Below are 17,248 nucleotides of genomic sequence, written 5' to 3'. Positions count from 1 at the left end.
TAGAGAGATGAATAGAGGGAGGGAGAAAAATGTTCGGTTTAGCTAAGGGGCTGAAGTACACACTGAAGAATTTAGCTCGTGAAAAAGTAACCTATGATTATCCAAACGAGTCGATTATGGTACCTGATCGTTTCCGCGGCATTCAAAAATTTTATCCCGAAAAATGTATTGTATGCAATCAATGTATGAATATTTGTCCTACAGACTGTATCCATTTAACAGGTAAAAAACATCCTGATCCTACTAAAAAAGGCAAAATCATCGACACCTATGACATCAATTTTGAGATATGTATTTTATGTGATTTATGTACAGAAGTTTGTCCGACAGACGCCATTGTCATGACCAATAACTTTGAACTGGCAGAATACAGCCGGGACGAGTTATTTAAGAACCTGGAATGGCTCGACGAAAATGATGAAAATATTCGAAAGGTGAATCAATAATGAGCGGAGAAATGGCGGCATTCAGTGTGCTGGCGTTAATAGCAATTTGCGGCGCTGTGCTGATGATCCATTTAACAAAGGTGATGCATATGATGGTGGCGCTCGTGTTTACCTTTATCAGCATCGCCGGAATTTATGTTTTACTGTCAGCAGAATTCGTAGCGGTCGTCCAGATCATGATTTATTCTGGGGCCATCACAATCATTATGCTTTTTGGGATTATGCTGACCAATCATCGTGACCCCAGTGTATCGAAGGCAGGCATATGGAGGAAAGCCTTTGTCATAGTCGGGATCTTGGGCTTTGCGGGTGCAGTCTATGCCGGTATCTATAATTTAAACTTTACAGAGTCAGTCCATACAGGCACCACTGATTCAAATTTTGCAAATCAACCGAGCACCTTGCATATCAATAATACGGAGAAAATTGGACTCGCAATCTTTACGAAATTTGTGATTCCATTTGAACTGGTTTCTGTATTGCTGCTGGTTGCCTTAGTTGGAGCTGTAGTACTGGCAAGAAAAGATGATCAAAAGGAGGAGGAAAAATGAATTCTGTTCCGCTTCCTGCTTATTTAACGCTGGCGTTAACGTTATTTTGCATAGGGCTTTATGGAGCTTTAACAAAGCGTAATATAATCATTGTTCTTGTATCTATTGAATTAATGCTCAATGCGGTGAATATTAATTTGGTCGCTTTTAGTAAGCTTGGACCGGCCCCTGCGATTACAGGGCAAGTATTCGCTCTGTTTGCTATCGCGGTGGCAGCTGCTGAAGCTGCAGTGGGACTAGCGATTTTATTCTCGCTTTATCGGAATCGCAAGACCGTCCATATAGATGAAATGGATACATTGAAAAATTAACGTCAATGGATAATCTCGAATTGAAGAGGGGAAATGCCGTTCTTCAATCGTAAGGGGAAATGTTACTATGATGAAACTTGTATGGGTCATCCCTCTTTTCCCGCTCCTGTCATTCGTTCTTTTGCTTGTGGTTGGCAAGAGGCTGAAGGCGTCGAGCGCGTATATAGGGATTGGCTTCACGTTTCTTACCTTCCTTAGCTCTCTGCTGGTACTCTTTGCCCGTTTTCAAACACCTGATTATCGCTCTGTGGTGGATTGGCTGAAAATTGGGGACGCACAAGTGACCATGGGAGTAGAGGTAAGCCAGCTAAATGCGTTGATGCTGGTCATTGTTTCACTGGTCAGCTTATTAGTACATATTTATTCAATTGGGTATATGCATGGTGAGCAAAGAGTACCCGTTTTCTTTGCTTATTTGGGACTGTTTACGTTTGCCATGCTGGGTTTGGTTGTTTCACCCAATCTCCTGCAGCTCTATATATTTTGGGAATTGGTCGGGTTGGGATCCTTCCTTTTGATCGGGTTTTATTTTTACAAGGATGCGGCACGGCGCGCAGCGAAAAAAGCGTTCATTATGACCAGAATTGGCGATTTAGGTCTTTTTATCGGCATCATCCTCTTATTCTGGAAAACGGGAAGCTTTGAGTACGCAGTCATTTTTGCTGCCGTAGAAAATGGTAACCTTTCACCAGGCTGGATTACGGCCACTGCATTGCTGATCTTTATTGGCGCCATCGGGAAATCCGGTCAATTCCCCTTACACACATGGCTTCCTGATGCGATGGAAGGCCCGACTCCTGTCTCAGCCTTGATTCATGCCGCTACAATGGTGGCAGCCGGAGTCTATTTGGTAGCGACCATGTATCCTCTGTTTGCAGCGAGTGAAACGGCCTTGCTGACAGTAGCGATTATCGGTGCTTTTACAGCCATCTTTGCTGCCGTCATTGCTACGGTCCAAAAGGATATTAAGCGAATTTTGGCCTATTCAACCATTAGCCAGCTTGGCTATATGATGCTCGCACTCGGGACAGCAGGCTATGTAGCCGGTGTCTTTCATTTAACAACACATGCCTTTTTTAAAGCCCTCTTATTCCTGGCAGCCGGCAGTGTCATTCATGCCGTTCACACCCAGAATATCCACGAGATGGGTGGTTTGTGGAAAAAATTAAAGCGTACCGGGCCACTATTTTTAATTGGTACATTGGCCATTACCGGATTTCCGTTCTTCTCCGGATTCTTTAGTAAGGATGAGATTCTGGTATCTGTTTGGGAGAGCGGCCATTACGTCCTATTTATTCTCGCTTTCCTAACTGCTATATTAACAGCCTTCTATATGTTCCGCCTTTTCTTTCTCGTCTTTACCGGGCCTTCCCGACATGAAACAAAGGGCATTCAGGAGTCACCTGGTTCTATGATCGTTCCGATGATGATCCTTGGCATCCTTTCAATCTTTGCAGGTTACGTGAACACTCCTTGGTTGGGCACATTTCTTGGAGATTGGCTGGTGGAGGGGAATCAATACATTGGCCATGTACATACAGAGGGGCCAATTTGGATCCCCATCGCGGCCACATTTGCCTTTTTGATTGGGAGCGGAACTGCCTACTTGTTTTATCGAAGAGGAGGCCATGTCCGTTTGGAGGAGGAAGTGCCTGGACCGTTGTATCAAATGGTAGCCAATAAGTTTTATGTCGATGAATTTTATCAGTATACAATTGTACGTAGCGTAAAATCCTTCGGCGTTCTCCTCTTCTGGATTGAAAAATATATCCTCCAGGGAATATTGGCAGCGATTCAATACTTGGTCCATTACGGATCGGTCAAGGGATCTGAAGCCCATAATGGCCAAATTCAACTATACGGAACGATTGCTCTGCTTGGCCTGGCTGCCGTGCTTGTGATCTTTGCATGGACAGGAGGGTACGTCAGATGAATCCATATATTCTTAGTTTGCTAGTTTTCTCTCCGTTCATAGGGATAGCTGGATTGCTGTTTGTATCAAAAGATAATGAAAAAGCGTTGAAACGTTTGGGGGTTTTGGGAACTATTCTTCCACTGCTCCTTAGCTTCTATATATATAGCCAGTATCTATCCGGTGTGAAATTTTCAGCCTTTGCGGTTTTTCACAAATGGTTTCAATTAGGAGATGGGGGAATCAGACAAAGTCAACTGTATGCGGTGCCTTTTGAGTTAGGTCTCAATGGGATTTCGCTTGTCATGGTCCTATTGACGGCCATTCTGTGTACGCTCGCAGCCATTGCTTCTGTTCTTCAAATTAAAAAGGAATGGAAGGGCTATTTTCTCCTTTTCCTCTTATTAGAGGTTGGCATGCTTGGTGTCTTCCTGGCTGAGAATTTAATTTTATTCTTCCTATTCTTCGAGGTTACGTTGGTGGCGATGTTCTTTTTAATAGGGAAATGGGGGTATTTTGACAAAGAGAAGGCTGCCTTTAGCTTCTTGATCTATAACGGATTAGGTTCTGGTTTTCTCCTGTTTGTGATTATGGTTCTTTTTGCGAGAACCGGTACAGCCAATATGGAGATATTGGGGCAAATCTTATCGGTTGGCGGGCAGACGCTGCTCGCTCCAATCAGCCAGGAATTAAAATATGTCCTCTTTGCCGGAATCATCCTTGCCTTTGGCATCAAGCTGCCGATTTTTCCGTTCCACACCTGGATGCTGCGTGTCCATGTGCAGGCTCCGCCGGCGATTGTCATGCTGCATGCCGGTGTATTATTGAAAATTGGTGCCTATGGGCTAATCAGGTTTGGAATGGGATTGTTTCCGGAAGAATTTAAGGAGTTTTCCTTTCTGATTGCCTTGCTTGGTGTCATTAATCTCCTGTATGGGGCATGGCTTGCTTTACTCCAGACGGATTTTAAGCTCGTGCTTGCCTATTCCTCTATCTCTCATATGGGGATTGTCCTGATTGGACTGGGTGCGTTAAATGCTGCGGGGATAGAGGGAGCTCTGTTTCAAGTGGTTTCTCATGGATTGATTGCCGCGTTGTTATTCTTGCTGGTCGGTTTCCTTTATGAAAGAACCGGAACGACGGATTTGAATCAGCTTGGTGGATTAGCTAAATCCATTCCGATTTTTTCCGGTATTTTATTGGCAGGCGGGATGGCATCACTTGGCTTGCCGGGAATGTCCGGGTTTATCAGTGAATTTATGGCGTTCATGGGATTATTTCAAAACGAACCAATCCTTGCTGCCATTGGTACGCTTGGAATTGTGTTAACAGCTGTTTATGTATTACGCGCCGTTCTGACTATTACATTTGGTACCAAAAAGGATACGCTGCCTCTGGCCGATTTAAGAGCGGCAGAAGCAGTACCGGCATTTGTATTACTTAGTTTCATTATCTTGATTGGCATCAGCCCGGCTATCCTGGAAGGACCGCTGCAGGCTGAAATTGCTGACTTGATGACAGGGATAGGGAGGTGATCGCCATATGGATATGGATACGTTAATGTCAATGAACTGGAATTTATTAATACCGGAATTTATCATTCTTGGTGCGGCGGTCATTCTCTCGGTAATGGATCTTTGCATGCCTAAACAGTTTGCACGAAAGATACTTGGCTGGTTTGCGTTTGGCAGTATCCTTTTGGCTATCATTACCTTATTGGGTTTGATACCAATGGAGGCAGAATCCATCTTATATGATACGTTCCGCCTGGATTCCTTTGCCAAAGCGTTTAAACTCATTCTTCTGGCAGGGTCTGCGTTCGTTATGTTGTTGGCTATTGGGCATAAGCCGAGAGCCGGAATGCAGCCATACCAGGCTGAATTTTATTATTTATTCTTAACTGCTTTATTGGGTGCGATGATGATGACATCAAGCGGAGATTTAATCACATTGTTTGTTGGGCTTGAACTATTGTCCGTCTCGTCCTATATCCTTGCGGGAATGCAGAAGAATAACCTGAAATCTGCTGAGGCTTCCATGAAATATGTAGTCAATGGCGGGATTTCAACGGCGATTATCCTGTTTGCTCTGAGTTACTTGTATGGCGTGAGCGGAACGACTAATATTTTTGAAATCGGTACTATATTCGCCACACAGGATAATTCCCAGCTTCAATATATTGCCGGACTATCCTTCCTGATATTTGTGATTGGAATATCCTTTAAACTGGCTACCGTGCCATTCCATATGTGGGCTCCGGATGTATACGAGGGATCACCAACACCGGTCACTGCCTTTTTAAGTACCGTTTCTAAAGCAGCAGGCTTTGCGCTCTTAATACGTATCGTGGTTACGGTCTATTTAACAGCGACAATGGATGATATCGGATTCTTATCGATTTTTACGGCCAATCAAAACTATCTGGCTGTTCTTGCCGCCTTCACGATGATCGCCGGAAATGTGATTGCATTAAGGCAAAAGAATCTTAAAAGGATGCTTGCTTATTCAAGTATTGCTCATGCGGGATACTTGCTTGCCGCAGTGGCGGCCTTTGGAGAATATACGATTGAATCTGTCTGGTACTATTTTGCCGCTTATATGTTAATGATGACAGGTGCATTTGCCGTCATTCAATTGATCGCGGAAGACCGGGAGATTGGAGACGAGGATCAATATATGCTCTCCGGTCTGTATAAAAAAGCACCATTTTTAGCTGTCTCGATGAGTATTTTCATCCTATCCATGGCAGGAATTCCAGGTACGGCGGGATTCATCGCAAAGCTGAATATATTCATGACCCTTTTTGCAAAAGAAAATGGTCATTATCTGCTGGCAGGAATTATGTTAATAACCACAGTGATCTCGTATATGTATTATTTTAATATCATGGTTCAGTTATTTATGAGGTCTGGAGAAGAAGGGAAAGCCAGCAGGAACATATCTATCGTTCATTATATAATTGGTCTTTGCGCAGTGGGATCGATCCTATTTGGATTATTCCCTCATTACTTGCTCGATTTCTTCCACCAGAATTTTACGGATATATACCAAATGCTGAGATAGATCTACATAACCAGGAGGTGAATGAGCCTCTTGGTTTTTTATCAGGGAGAATAAATGAGCCTGACATAGTGTAATGGCAGAAAAGATTCTTCTGAATAGTTGTTGGTGAACAGTGATACCCAATAAATACCTGTAAAATTGTGAAAAAGTGAACATAGATATCTATATTTATTTTTTGTAAAATAATAGGTAGCTGAATTCGATAGGCAAATCATGCAGATGAAATGACAAAAATTCGCGTTTTTTTTCCGATGCTGACTTTTTTGTTAGAAATAGTCGATTATTTGTCTTAAAAGAGGAACCTTCCTTTTAAATATGTTACACTGTAAAAGTATATCTTTTTGTATGAAAGGAAAAAGGTCATGAATTCATTCGGAATGCAAGCTTTACTCAGCATAGTGAGCCATTTGTTTTTTATAGCGGTGACATGGTGGGCATTACAAGCCTTACACTTTGATAAGTTGCTGAGAGCGGGAAGAGTGGTTCAGGCAAGAGTGCTGTATATCTTGCTGACCATCACGATTGGTTCAGCTGTCAGTGGATTTTTTCTTGAGTACTGGAGTTATGCTCAGCAATTAACGAATCTCTTTAATTAATCGAAGTTGTCAGAAAGTGACGAACAGATTACGGTATGCTTATGAATCCCCAAGGTAAGACTAAAGCAATAGGGGAGAGTGGTATACATGAAAAAAGTGATTCTTTCAATAATTGTTGGTTTGATGGTTTTATATGTAGGGAATAAGACGACAGAAGCTTTGTCTAAACACGATTTGATACTACTGGCAGAGGGCATAAAACATGCAGATCCAGCAGCAGAAATAACGGATTGGATTGTTTTAGCTCGTGCAAATGTGGATGATCAATTCCCTGTCGTAACAGCTGACATACAGAATAAATATACCAATTATGTTTGGAACGAAGATAAAAGCAGCAATGGAAAAACATTGGTTGGTACATATCTGGATGAAAAGTTGAATACTACGTCTACTATTAAAATCATGTCCAGTGATTCACAAAAAACAGTTCTGATTTTTAGCATTGAGGGAACTGAGTGGACACGTGGACACGTGGATTTTATTCAGAACTGGCTCAAAACTGGTACTAAGGGCATATTTAAGGACAAGCCCCAATATTTCTCTTGTATCAAAGGGATAACCGGTGCTAATATGGATAAGGTCTTACTAAAAAACTGGATGAATGAATTTGAAGCTAAGTCAATGGAGCGTGCAATAGAAAGCAATTTTATTTCTGTTGCTGCAAAAAGCAAACAATTTACAAATAATCTGACCAATGGAGTCAACCTCCAATTGGCCTTTCGAGAACAGAAAGACGATCGAATGGACAATGGGATACAGTTTACCATTGGCACACCGATAATAGCATTTGAATACTAATATAGAGATATTGAACGCGGAGGGGAATAACTTTGGAAAAAATCATTGTCCGCGGCGGAAACAGGTTAGAAGGTACAGTTCGAGTTGAAGGTGCTAAAAACGCCGTTTTACCTGTATTAGCTGCAACATTATTAGCAAGTGAAGGAAAAAGCGTTCTTAAAGACGTTCCGGAGCTATCCGATGTATATACAATAAATGAAGTACTTCGTAATTTAAATACAGAAGTTGAATTTAGCAATAATACTGTAACAGTGGATGCTTCTAAACCATTAGCAGAAGAAGCACCGTTTGAGTACGTTCGTAAAATGCGTGCTTCAGTTCTTGTCATGGGCTCATTATTGGCTAGAAACGGAAAAGCTCGCGTAGCTTTACCAGGCGGTTGCGCAATTGGTTCACGTCCGATCGATCAGCATTTAAAAGGATTTGAAGCAATGGGTGCTGACGTTAAAGTTGGTAATGGCTTTATTGAAGCTGAGGTTGAAGGTCGTCTTAAAGGCGCAAAAATCTATTTGGATTTCCCAAGTGTTGGTGCGACTGAAAACATCATGATGGCTGCTGCATTAGCTGATGGTGTCACTATTTTGGATAACTGTGCAAAAGAACCGGAAATTGTTGACCTGGCTAACTATTTGAATAAAATGGGTGCTAAAGTTAAAGGTGCAGGAACAGCTACCATCCGTATTGAAGGTGTAGAAAAACTTTACGGCACAGAACATCATATTATTCCAGACCGTATTGAAGCAGGTACTTTCATGGTTGCTGCTGCCATTACTGGTGGTAACGTATTGGTACAAGGTGCTTTAATGGAGCACTTATCTTCTCTAGTTGCCAAAATGGAAGAAATGGGCATTATAATCAAAGAAGAAAAAGACGGACTGCGAGTAATTGGGCCATCATCCTTGAAAGCAGTGGATATTAAAACAATGCCGCATCCAGGATTCCCAACGGATATGCAATCTCAAATGATGGCATTGCTGTTGCGTGCCAATGGAACTAGCATGATCACTGAAACGGTCTTCGAAAACCGCTTCATGCATGTGGAAGAGTTCCGCCGCATGAATGCTGATATCAAAATTGACGGCCGTTCTGTCATTATTTCCGGAGGAGCAAATCTTCAGGGAGCTGAAGTAGCAGCTACAGATTTACGTGCAGCAGCAGCCTTGATTTTATCCGGCCTTGTTGCTGAAGGTGTAACTCGTGTTACGGAGCTTAAGCATTTGGATCGTGGATATGTGAATTTCCATGGTAAACTTGCTGCACTAGGTGCGGATATCGAGCGAATTAAAGAATCTTCTGATCAAGAAGAAACAACTGTTATTGCTGAAAACGCCTAAATTGTAGATTTTAAAAGCCAGGCATAATTGTCTGGCTTTTTTACGTTTTCATAACATGTGGATACTTTACGTAAAAACCTTCGCTCACCAACTTATCCACAGACATATAAACAAATTAACAACAAGTTATACACAGAAAGAATATACTTATACACATACATATCCACAGTAAGAACATTAAAAACCAGTCTTAAACATATAAAACCATATTTATCAAGTTTTTAAGAGAATTTTTCGAAAAAAAATAATCAATCACAAGTTATGCACAGACTTATCCACATTTCGTGGATTTTGGGGAAAACTCACTAAATAGTTTGAAAGTTTGGTAGACTGTTGATAATGAAATCGAAAGGAGAGTTCGAGAATGAAAGAGATAAATGGGTCAACCATCATCAAAATCATTTTAATCGTTTGTTTGGCGATTTTAATTTTTAAGGTGGCTAAAATTTTGCTGGACCTTTTGCTTTTTGGCATCATTCTATACATTTTATTTAATCTCTACAGAAACTATGAAAAGAAAAAGAAAAACCATTCCTGACAGAAAAAATTCATTCCCTCTATAAGGTATACACATATTCAGAAGATTACGTTCATACACTGAAGAGTGTTGGACAGTTAACTGAAGTAGAGGGGAGACTACTATATGAAGCATTGGAAGCCGATTATTTTTGCCATTAGTCTTGTAGCAGCTGTTACTATTATCATTCCCACCATCATGGTCGCGCCTTTTAAGGAAGAAGGAGTGGAGGCTGAACAGCAGGTGTTAAAAGAACCAAAACAGCAGCCGGAGAATAAAGCGGATCTGCAAACGACCATTCAAGTATACAGACATAGTCAAAAAAGAATAGAAACGGTTGCTCTGGAGGATTACGTAGCCGGTGTAGTAGCAGCCGAAATGCCTGCCAATTTTGAACTGGAAGCATTAAAGGCTCAAGCACTCACAGCTCGAACCTTCATCGTAAAGGCACTAACATCCAAAACAAAAAAGGATATACCAGAGGGTGCAGATATAACGGACACTGTGAATGACCAGGTTTATTTGAATGCTAAGGAGTTAAAAGCTTCCTGGGGAAATAAATATCAAATGAATATGAAAAAGATTGAAGAGGCTGTTTCTGCAACGAAAGGGCAGCTTTTGACTTATAATCAAGAATTAATTACTCCATCCTTCTTCTCTACCAGTAACGGGTATACAGAGAACTCAGAAGATTATTGGCCGAATGCACTTCCCTACCTGCGCAGTGTGGCCAGTCCCTGGGACGCGGAATCCCCAAAATATTTGAGCGAAACCACCATCCCTGTATCGGAGTTTGAACGTCTCCTGAATGTCACAATTGGCGGCAATGAGGATGTAGGCAAAATTATTAGCCGGACAGATGGAAACCGTATTGGAGAGATTGAAATAGGCGGTAAACGCCTGACAGGGAAAAATGTACGAGAATTACTCGGGCTGAAATCAAGTGACTTTTCCTGGTACAAAAAGGGCGACCAAGTCATCATAACGACAAAAGGATATGGCCATGGAGTGGGAATGAGCCAATACGGGGCAAATGGAATGGCGGAGTCCGGCAAATCCTACAAGGACATTATTTCGTATTACTATAAAGATGTAAAAATTTCAGAAGCGACAGCCTACTTGCCTACATATACAGCAAAGAAATGAAGCTCGGCTGGTCAGTCCAGAAAAACAGAGGGAGAAACGATTTCGTTTTCTCCCTCTGTTTTTTAGTGGGTGTGAGTGGAGATTTTTTGTGTCTATCATTAGTGAAGTGCTTTCTTTTATGGTGTGGTGGGACGTATTGATAAAAGAAAAAAGATCAATATGAATGAAGTATACGATATTAATCAGCTGGAAAAGGTGAATTCACCTTAAATCGAATATGCTTCTATTATAAAAGAGATGCCGTACAATAGATTTTCGAGAAAATAAAACTTTAGTTCATGCATAATTTCCGTCTATTTAACAAAAGATATAAATTTTTTCGTCATCCATGTATATATTTTCTGAAAAGTGTTCAGAATGATGGCAGAGGTGATGAAAATGAGAGAGGAAGAAAAGAAACGATCTTCTCAGTCAAAATTGAAAAGCATGGTGAAAAAGCGTTGGTTCCTACCGGCAGTCTACATTTTAAGTGCAGCTATTCTTTTGACAGGCATTTTAGTGTATCAAGCAAGCAATAATGATTTTACGCAAGATCCATCTGAGAACAAACAAAATATTACGTCTGAAAATAATGAGCCATCCATTGAAGTAAACAATTCGCTGGAAACGTTCTCTATTCCAATGGCCGAAGCTGATTCTGCGGTCATCAAAAAGGAATTCTATGATGTGAATGGAGATACGAAGCAACAGGAAGCATCCCTGGTTGTCTATAATAACACGTATCAACCTAATACAGGGATCGATTACGCCATGAAAGATGGGAAAGGTTTTGATGTTGTCGCATCTATGAGCGGGAAGGTAAAAATGGTGCAAGAAGACGCATTGTTGGGTAATCTAGTAGTGATTGAGCATGAAAAAGGGGTAGAAACCCATTATTCCTCTGTAAAAGATATTAAGGTAAAAGAAGGAGACACCGTTAAACAAGGTGAAACCGTTGCTACTGGAGGAACTAGTGCCATTAACGAAGATGCCGGAACTCATGTCCATTTTGAAGTGAGAAAAGATAATGTGGCTGTTAATCCATTAGAGTATTTGGATAAACCGATCAATTCACTGAAAGATGAGAAAATTAAAGCTGATACAAAGGCTAAAGATTCAGCTGATCAAGAGGATCCAAACGAAGAAACAACTGAAGATCCAGAGAAAACTGAAGACCCGGAAAAAAATCAAGAATCAGGTAATTAATCATCAAAATGCCTTCAGACCATTTCGTCTGGAGGTATTTTTTTCGACGTAATGAGAGTTATTTCTCGGGAAATAATGAGGTTACCTTGTTTGTCGAATGCATATATAATCCATAAAAAAAGCAAAAGACTTGTCCTTATTGTAGGTTTCGTGCATAAAAGTGGAACCAAGCTAATAAACTTTTAAAAACCTGACACATAGAGAATGCCAGAGGTGAGGACTCGTTAAATCATATCAGGAATCGATGAAGAGAAATTACTCATTTATATAAAAAAATTCATACTTATGGCTTCAGCACAGCGAATCTCCATCTCGCACTTCTCAAAAAAATAGGGAGGGCGAGGGAATTGCACGATTACATCAAAGAAAGAACTATCAAGATTGGAAAGTATATCGTGGAAACGAGAAAAACAGTTCGTGTAATAGCGAAGGAGTTTGGTGTCTCCAAAAGTACTGTCCATAAAGATCTGACTGAGCGACTGCCAGATATAAATCCGGAATTGGCTAATGAGGTTAAGGAGATACTTGATTATCATAAATCAATCAGGCATTTACGAGGCGGAGAAGCAACAAAGCAGAAATACAAAAAAACAGAGGAAGAACCGGTTAAGTAATGGAATAAGGAGTAGGGAGGGGCCGGAGAATAATCAACGGCCTTTTAAATTTATGTCATATTACTCATGTGGTTCCTATATATCCCAATTTTTTTGGTAACATAGTTCCTTTTGTTCTACAAAATATGATAAAATTTTTAATTAGTACAGTAGAAGGAAACAGTCGTGTTCCTTGAGGAGGATTTAAGTTTATGTTTTCGAAAGATATTGGAATCGATTTGGGTACGGCAAACGTACTTATATATGTAAAGGGTAAGGGAATAGTGCTGAATGAACCGTCCGTTGTAGCTCTGGATAAAAATACGAACCGTGTATTAGCTGTTGGAGAAGAGGCCCGTCGTATGGTTGGGCGTACTCCAGGGCATATTATAGCCATTCGTCCGTTGAAAGATGGCGTAATTGCTGACTTTGATGTAACGGAATCTATGCTAAAGTACTTTATTAACAAATTGGACGTAAAAGGATTTTTATCAAAGCCGCGCATCATGATTTGCTGTCCGACTAATATTACAAGCGTGGAACAAAAGGCGATTCGTGAAGCAGCAGAGAAGAGTGGCGGCAAAAAGGTCTACCTTGAGGAAGAGCCAAAGGTGGCAGCGATTGGCGCAGGCATGGATATCTTCCAGCCAAGCGGGAACATGGTCATTGACATAGGTGGAGGAACAACGGATATCGCAGTATTGTCAATGGGCGATATTGTGACATCAGCATCCATAAAAATGGCTGGTGACAAATTTGATGCAGAAATCCTGAATTATATTAAACGTACATATAAACTTTTAATCGGAGAGCGCACATCTGAGGATATTAAAATAAAAGTAGCAACTGTGTTTAAAGATTCCCGTAATGAAACGATTGATATTCGCGGACGTGACATGGTTACAGGTCTTCCAAAAACGATCACGGTTGGTTCAAAAGAGATCGAAGAGGCGTTGCGTGAATCGATACAAGTCATAATTCATGCAGCAAAATCTGTATTAGAGCAAACACCTCCAGAACTATCTGCTGATATTATTGACCGCGGAGTGATTTTGACTGGCGGCGGTGCCTTACTTCACGGAATGGATATGCTATTGGCCGAAGAATTAAAGGTGCCTGTTTTAATAGCAGAAAATCCAATGGACTGCGTTGCGATTGGTACAGGTATGATGCTGGATAATATTGATCGCATGACCCGTCGTAAATTAATCTAACAACATACAAGAGGGAAAGGCTGGCTTTAAATAAAGCCGGTCTTTTTGTATATATATTCACTAATCATGATGAGATCGTGATTTTTAGGAATAAAGTCCGTATCTAATAAAGTTATTACCTATATAATGGTAATATGGGTGTTTATTAGCCTTTTTGGAGGTGGGGAAATGTTTAAAGGATTTTACACGGCAGCATCCGGTATGCTCGCGCAACAACGGAGAACGGAGCTTCTTTCCAATAATTTAGCCAATGCCAATACGGTCGGGTATAAAGAAGATCAATCAAGCGTACGCGCCTTTCCAGCTATGTTGCTTAGTAGTTATGAGAAAGTGAATATTCCCATTGAAGAGTCATTATCGGTCCAAAAATCGAAATATGTGGGCTCCCTGAATACAGGAGTTTATTTACAAGAGACCATTCCATCCTTTTCACAAGGGGATTTGAAAACAACGGATAATAGTACTGACATGGCGATTGTGGATCAATCCATGCCAACTGATCCTGAAACGAATCAGACAGGTACTGTTCTATATACAATTGAAACTCCCGAGGGATTGAGATATACAAGAAACGGTAATTTTACGCTTGACGGCTCAGGACATTTAACAACGTCGAATGGGTACTATGTTCTGAATGAAAACGGGGAGCGTATCCTTTTAAACTCCGAAAACTTTGCGATCAGCTCTGAAGGTGAGATTTCTGAGGGAACGGTAGCAAACGGACGGATTGGAATGAGCTTTAGCTCGAACCCATCTGCACAGCTGATTAAAGAAGGCGATGGATTATTCCGGTTCAATGAAGGGGAACTACCTTCTGCCTATACAGTAAATGATGTTCAATTTGCTATTCAACAGGGCTCCATTGAACAGTCCAATGTAGATTCATCTAAAACGATGACGGATATGATGGCTGCCTATCGTACATTTGAAGCCAATCAAAAAATGGTACAAGCTTATGATCAGAGCATGCAAAAAACGGTGAATGAAATAGGAAAGCTTTGACGTTTCCTTAGCTCATTGAATAGGAGGCTAAAGAGAATGAATCGAATGATGATCACCTCGTCCAATACGATGGGGCAGCTGCAAAAGAAACTGGAGACAGTTTCCGATAATATCTCGAACTCATCGACAACGGGCTTTAAAAAGAAGGAAACATATTTTTCAGACATGCTGGCTCAGGAATTCAATAATCAGGAGCGCGTGGAAAAAGAAAAAGGACGATTAACACCAAATGGAATCCGTGCAGGAGTAGGGGCTAAAATGAGCCAATCTCAGTTGAATTTGGTACAAGGCAATCTGCAAAAAACGGATCGTGATTTAGATGTCGCCCTTACAAATGAAAATTTGTTTTTCTCCATTCGTGACACAGACGGAAATAGCAGAGAGCTTCGCTTTACAAAAGATGGAGCTTTTAATCTGAGTCCAGTCACTCCAGGTTCTGACCAAATGCGTTTAGTCACTTCCAATGGCCATTTGGTATTAGACGAGAATAACCAGGAAATAAGAATAAACGGCAAACCGACCGAGATAAAGTTTACAGAGAATGGTCAGCTTAATGTCTCGACTGAAAATGGGATGCAATCGTTTAATTTAGGTATCATTTCTATGGAAAAGCCTCAATTCATGGAGATGAAAAATAATAATACTTTCGCTCTTCCGAAAAATATGGCACAATTAAATGTAACAGAAAATGACATCTATACCCAGCTAACGGGTGCTACGAGAGGTCAGATTTCCCTGATGCAAGGAAATCTGGAGCAATCTAATGTCGATATGAGTACAGAGATGACAGAAATGATGCAAACTCAAAGGCTTTACCAGTTTCAATCGCGCACAGTTAGCATGGCCGATCAGATGATGGGATTGGTCAACGGGATTCGTTAAAGGAGCAAAAGAATGCAAGTGTTGGTCAAAAATAAGAGTGAGCAGGCGGCGTCTGAACCTAATAGTCAGATAGAGAAAAAAAACCTGGATAAAGACCAAAAGGTTAGAATTCGGTTAGTGCCACTTTGGGCTCGTATTATAATCGTCCTTGTGCTTGTGATCATGGCACTCGCTGGAGGAGCCATGGTAGGATATTCCGTCATGGGTGATGGGAAAGCATTGGATGTATTCAAGAAATCTACATGGACCCATATCGGAGATCTTGTTAATAAAGATACTCCGGACCAAGGTAAATAATACGGGCAGGAAGGCAAAAAATCCCCTTCCTGTTTTTTTATTTAGATGGGATGTTGAATGGTTCGAGGGACAAAATGGGTTTGGAAATAGTGGTCATGCCACATACCAAAACCAAAATCTGGGATGGGACTACAGCCGTTACAATTTTTTACGCAATCCAGCTTCGACTCCTAGGAGCTCGAGTCATAAGCAAATACTCTGCAGGAGAAGAACCCTCCTTCCGAGTATTCGTCTTACTTGTCGCGGGCCTACAGGATGGACATTGCCACACGACGTGGCGCAGTTAGTCTTCGTTCATTGATACAGTCGTCTCAGCTTTATACGCAATCCAGCTTCGACTCCTAGGAGCTCGAGTCATAAGCAAATACTCTGCAGGAGAAGAACCCTCCTTCCGAGTATTCGTCTTACTTGTCGCGGGCCTACAGGATGGACATTGCCACACGATGTGGCGCAGTTAGTCTTCGTTCATTGATACAGTCGTCTCAGCTTTATACGCAATCTAGCTTCAGGGCCTAGGAGTTCGGGACATAAGCATGATCTCTGCGGGAGGGAAGAACACCTCCCTCCGTGATCCTGTCTTATGCTCCTCACTCCTGAACGAGGCCCTTCAGCTTACTAAAATAGGGGGAAATAAATATGTTAGATATTCAGCAGATTAAGGAGATTATTCCGCATCGGTATCCGTTTTTGTTGGTAGATCGGATTTTGGAGGTTGAGGAAGGGAAACGGGCAGTGGGTGTGAAGAATGTGACGGGGAATGAGGAGTTTTTTACTGGTCATTTTCCGGATTATCCAGTTATGCCGGGCGTGCTGATTGTGGAGGCGCTGGCTCAGGTGGGAGCGGTCGCTGTTCTGATTAAAGAAGAAAATAAGGGCAGGCTTGCTTTTTTTGCGGGAATCGATAAATGCCGTTTTAAAAGACAGGTGCGTCCGGGTGATCAGCTGCATCTGGAAGTGGAATTAACCAGAGTTCGCGGTCCGATTGGTAAAGGAATAGGGAGAGCGACGGTTAATGGTGAGTTGGCCTGTGAAGCTGAAATTACGTTTGCTTTAGGCGATCAACAGTAACGTTTACTCCTCTTTTAAAAAAGAATAAACAATAAGCAGATGACTAATTTGAATGGACTGCACCTGCAAAAGTTAACTTTTGGGGGTCACTTCAGAGCAGGTCTCTGCTTTTTTGTGTTCTTTTTTATTTTTTGCTGCATATTGCCAATAGTCTTATATCTTTAATATGTTCAACTTGTGTTATTTTCATTAATGAAGTTCCTCTCGTTTAAATCTGATCCGATGCAAGGCTGATTAAAAGGGAATTTCCAGAAAAATGTTTAGAATTTACCTGAATGTGCTATTAAAAGAGTATTAGCTGGCGGGAAACGCCGGCACGTGGATATCCATATC

18 protein-coding genes are annotated in these 17,248 nt (G+C 41.3%); all 18 read left to right on the top strand.

Features of this window, described 5'->3' with window-relative positions; genetic code table 11:
- The first annotated feature begins 29 nt into the window (after positions 1-29).
- The 18 genes from nuoI (at position 30) to fabZ (ending at position 16,915) form a co-directional block, all read left to right on the top strand.
- Positions 30-446 (top strand): NADH-quinone oxidoreductase subunit NuoI, encoded by a 417-nt coding sequence (gene nuoI / locus AC4G3K_RS12290; RefSeq protein ID WP_491077368.1) that lies wholly within the window; start codon positions 30-32, stop codon positions 444-446.
- A complete protein-coding gene (locus AC4G3K_RS12285) occupies positions 446-997 on the top strand; it encodes an NADH-quinone oxidoreductase subunit J (RefSeq protein ID WP_491133478.1) in 552 nt (183 codons plus the stop codon). Before nuoI ends, AC4G3K_RS12285 begins: the two co-directional genes overlap by 1 nt.
- Positions 994-1,308, top strand: a complete 315-nt coding sequence (gene nuoK, locus AC4G3K_RS12280) for an NADH-quinone oxidoreductase subunit NuoK (protein ID WP_491077370.1) — start codon at positions 994-996, stop codon at positions 1,306-1,308. Before AC4G3K_RS12285 ends, nuoK begins: the two co-directional genes overlap by 4 nt.
- Positions 1,309-1,375: 67 nt before the next feature.
- Positions 1,376-3,241, top strand: coding sequence for an NADH-quinone oxidoreductase subunit L (nuoL, locus tag AC4G3K_RS12275; RefSeq protein ID WP_491133477.1), 1,866 nt, complete (start codon positions 1,376-1,378; stop codon positions 3,239-3,241).
- Positions 3,238-4,755, top strand: coding sequence for an NADH-quinone oxidoreductase subunit M (locus tag AC4G3K_RS12270; RefSeq protein WP_491133476.1), 1,518 nt, complete (start codon positions 3,238-3,240; stop codon positions 4,753-4,755). The genes nuoL and AC4G3K_RS12270 overlap by 4 nt, the downstream gene beginning before the upstream one ends.
- A gap of 7 nt (positions 4,756-4,762) precedes the next feature.
- The gene (nuoN, locus tag AC4G3K_RS12265) at positions 4,763-6,283 is read left to right on the top strand and encodes an NADH-quinone oxidoreductase subunit NuoN (RefSeq protein ID WP_491133475.1); all 1,521 of its coding nucleotides are present in this window, start codon (positions 4,763-4,765) and stop codon (positions 6,281-6,283) included.
- 362 nt (positions 6,284-6,645) lie between these two features.
- On the top strand, positions 6,646-6,879 hold the full coding sequence (locus tag AC4G3K_RS12260) for a DUF1146 family protein (protein WP_491077374.1): 234 nt from the start codon (positions 6,646-6,648) through the stop codon (positions 6,877-6,879).
- 87 nt (positions 6,880-6,966) lie between these two features.
- The gene (locus tag AC4G3K_RS12255) at positions 6,967-7,677 is read left to right on the top strand and encodes a YwmB family TATA-box binding protein (RefSeq protein ID WP_491133474.1); all 711 of its coding nucleotides are present in this window, start codon (positions 6,967-6,969) and stop codon (positions 7,675-7,677) included.
- A gap of 32 nt (positions 7,678-7,709) precedes the next feature.
- Complete coding sequence (murA, locus tag AC4G3K_RS12250) at positions 7,710-9,011, top strand: UDP-N-acetylglucosamine 1-carboxyvinyltransferase (RefSeq protein ID WP_491077376.1); 1,302 nt, start codon at positions 7,710-7,712, stop codon at positions 9,009-9,011.
- 364 nt (positions 9,012-9,375) lie between these two features.
- Complete coding sequence (locus AC4G3K_RS12245) at positions 9,376-9,549, top strand: hypothetical protein (RefSeq protein WP_491077377.1); 174 nt, start codon at positions 9,376-9,378, stop codon at positions 9,547-9,549.
- Between the two features lie 105 nt (positions 9,550-9,654).
- Positions 9,655-10,674: a stage II sporulation protein D gene (gene spoIID, locus AC4G3K_RS12240; RefSeq protein WP_491133473.1), complete on the top strand. Its 1,020-nt coding sequence runs from the start codon at positions 9,655-9,657 to the stop codon at positions 10,672-10,674.
- Between the two features lie 378 nt (positions 10,675-11,052).
- Positions 11,053-11,859: a stage II sporulation protein SpoIIQ gene (gene spoIIQ, locus AC4G3K_RS12235; protein WP_491077379.1), complete on the top strand. Its 807-nt coding sequence runs from the start codon at positions 11,053-11,055 to the stop codon at positions 11,857-11,859.
- A 347-nt stretch (positions 11,860-12,206) separates the two neighbouring features.
- On the top strand, positions 12,207-12,473 hold the full coding sequence (spoIIID, locus tag AC4G3K_RS12230) for a sporulation transcriptional regulator SpoIIID (RefSeq protein WP_491077380.1): 267 nt from the start codon (positions 12,207-12,209) through the stop codon (positions 12,471-12,473).
- A 191-nt stretch (positions 12,474-12,664) separates the two neighbouring features.
- Positions 12,665-13,666, top strand: a complete 1,002-nt coding sequence (locus AC4G3K_RS12225; protein ID WP_491077381.1) for a rod shape-determining protein — start codon at positions 12,665-12,667, stop codon at positions 13,664-13,666.
- Positions 13,667-13,834: 168 nt separating this feature from the next.
- On the top strand, positions 13,835-14,668 hold the full coding sequence (locus AC4G3K_RS12220) for a flagellar hook-basal body protein (RefSeq protein ID WP_491133472.1): 834 nt from the start codon (positions 13,835-13,837) through the stop codon (positions 14,666-14,668).
- Positions 14,669-14,704: 36 nt separating this feature from the next.
- Positions 14,705-15,550, top strand: coding sequence for a flagellar hook-basal body protein (locus tag AC4G3K_RS12215; RefSeq protein ID WP_491133471.1), 846 nt, complete (start codon positions 14,705-14,707; stop codon positions 15,548-15,550).
- A 12-nt stretch (positions 15,551-15,562) separates the two neighbouring features.
- The gene (locus AC4G3K_RS12210; protein ID WP_491133470.1) at positions 15,563-15,847 is read left to right on the top strand and encodes a DNA-directed RNA polymerase subunit beta; all 285 of its coding nucleotides are present in this window, start codon (positions 15,563-15,565) and stop codon (positions 15,845-15,847) included.
- A 636-nt stretch (positions 15,848-16,483) separates the two neighbouring features.
- On the top strand, positions 16,484-16,915 hold the full coding sequence (gene fabZ / locus AC4G3K_RS12205; RefSeq protein ID WP_491133469.1) for a 3-hydroxyacyl-ACP dehydratase FabZ: 432 nt from the start codon (positions 16,484-16,486) through the stop codon (positions 16,913-16,915).
- Positions 16,916-17,248 lie beyond the last annotated feature (333 nt).

The organism is Bacillus sp. z26, assembly GCF_058313635.1.
The sequence above is the reverse complement of the archived record's forward strand: the minus strand, read 5'-3'. Positions and strand labels throughout refer to the sequence as shown.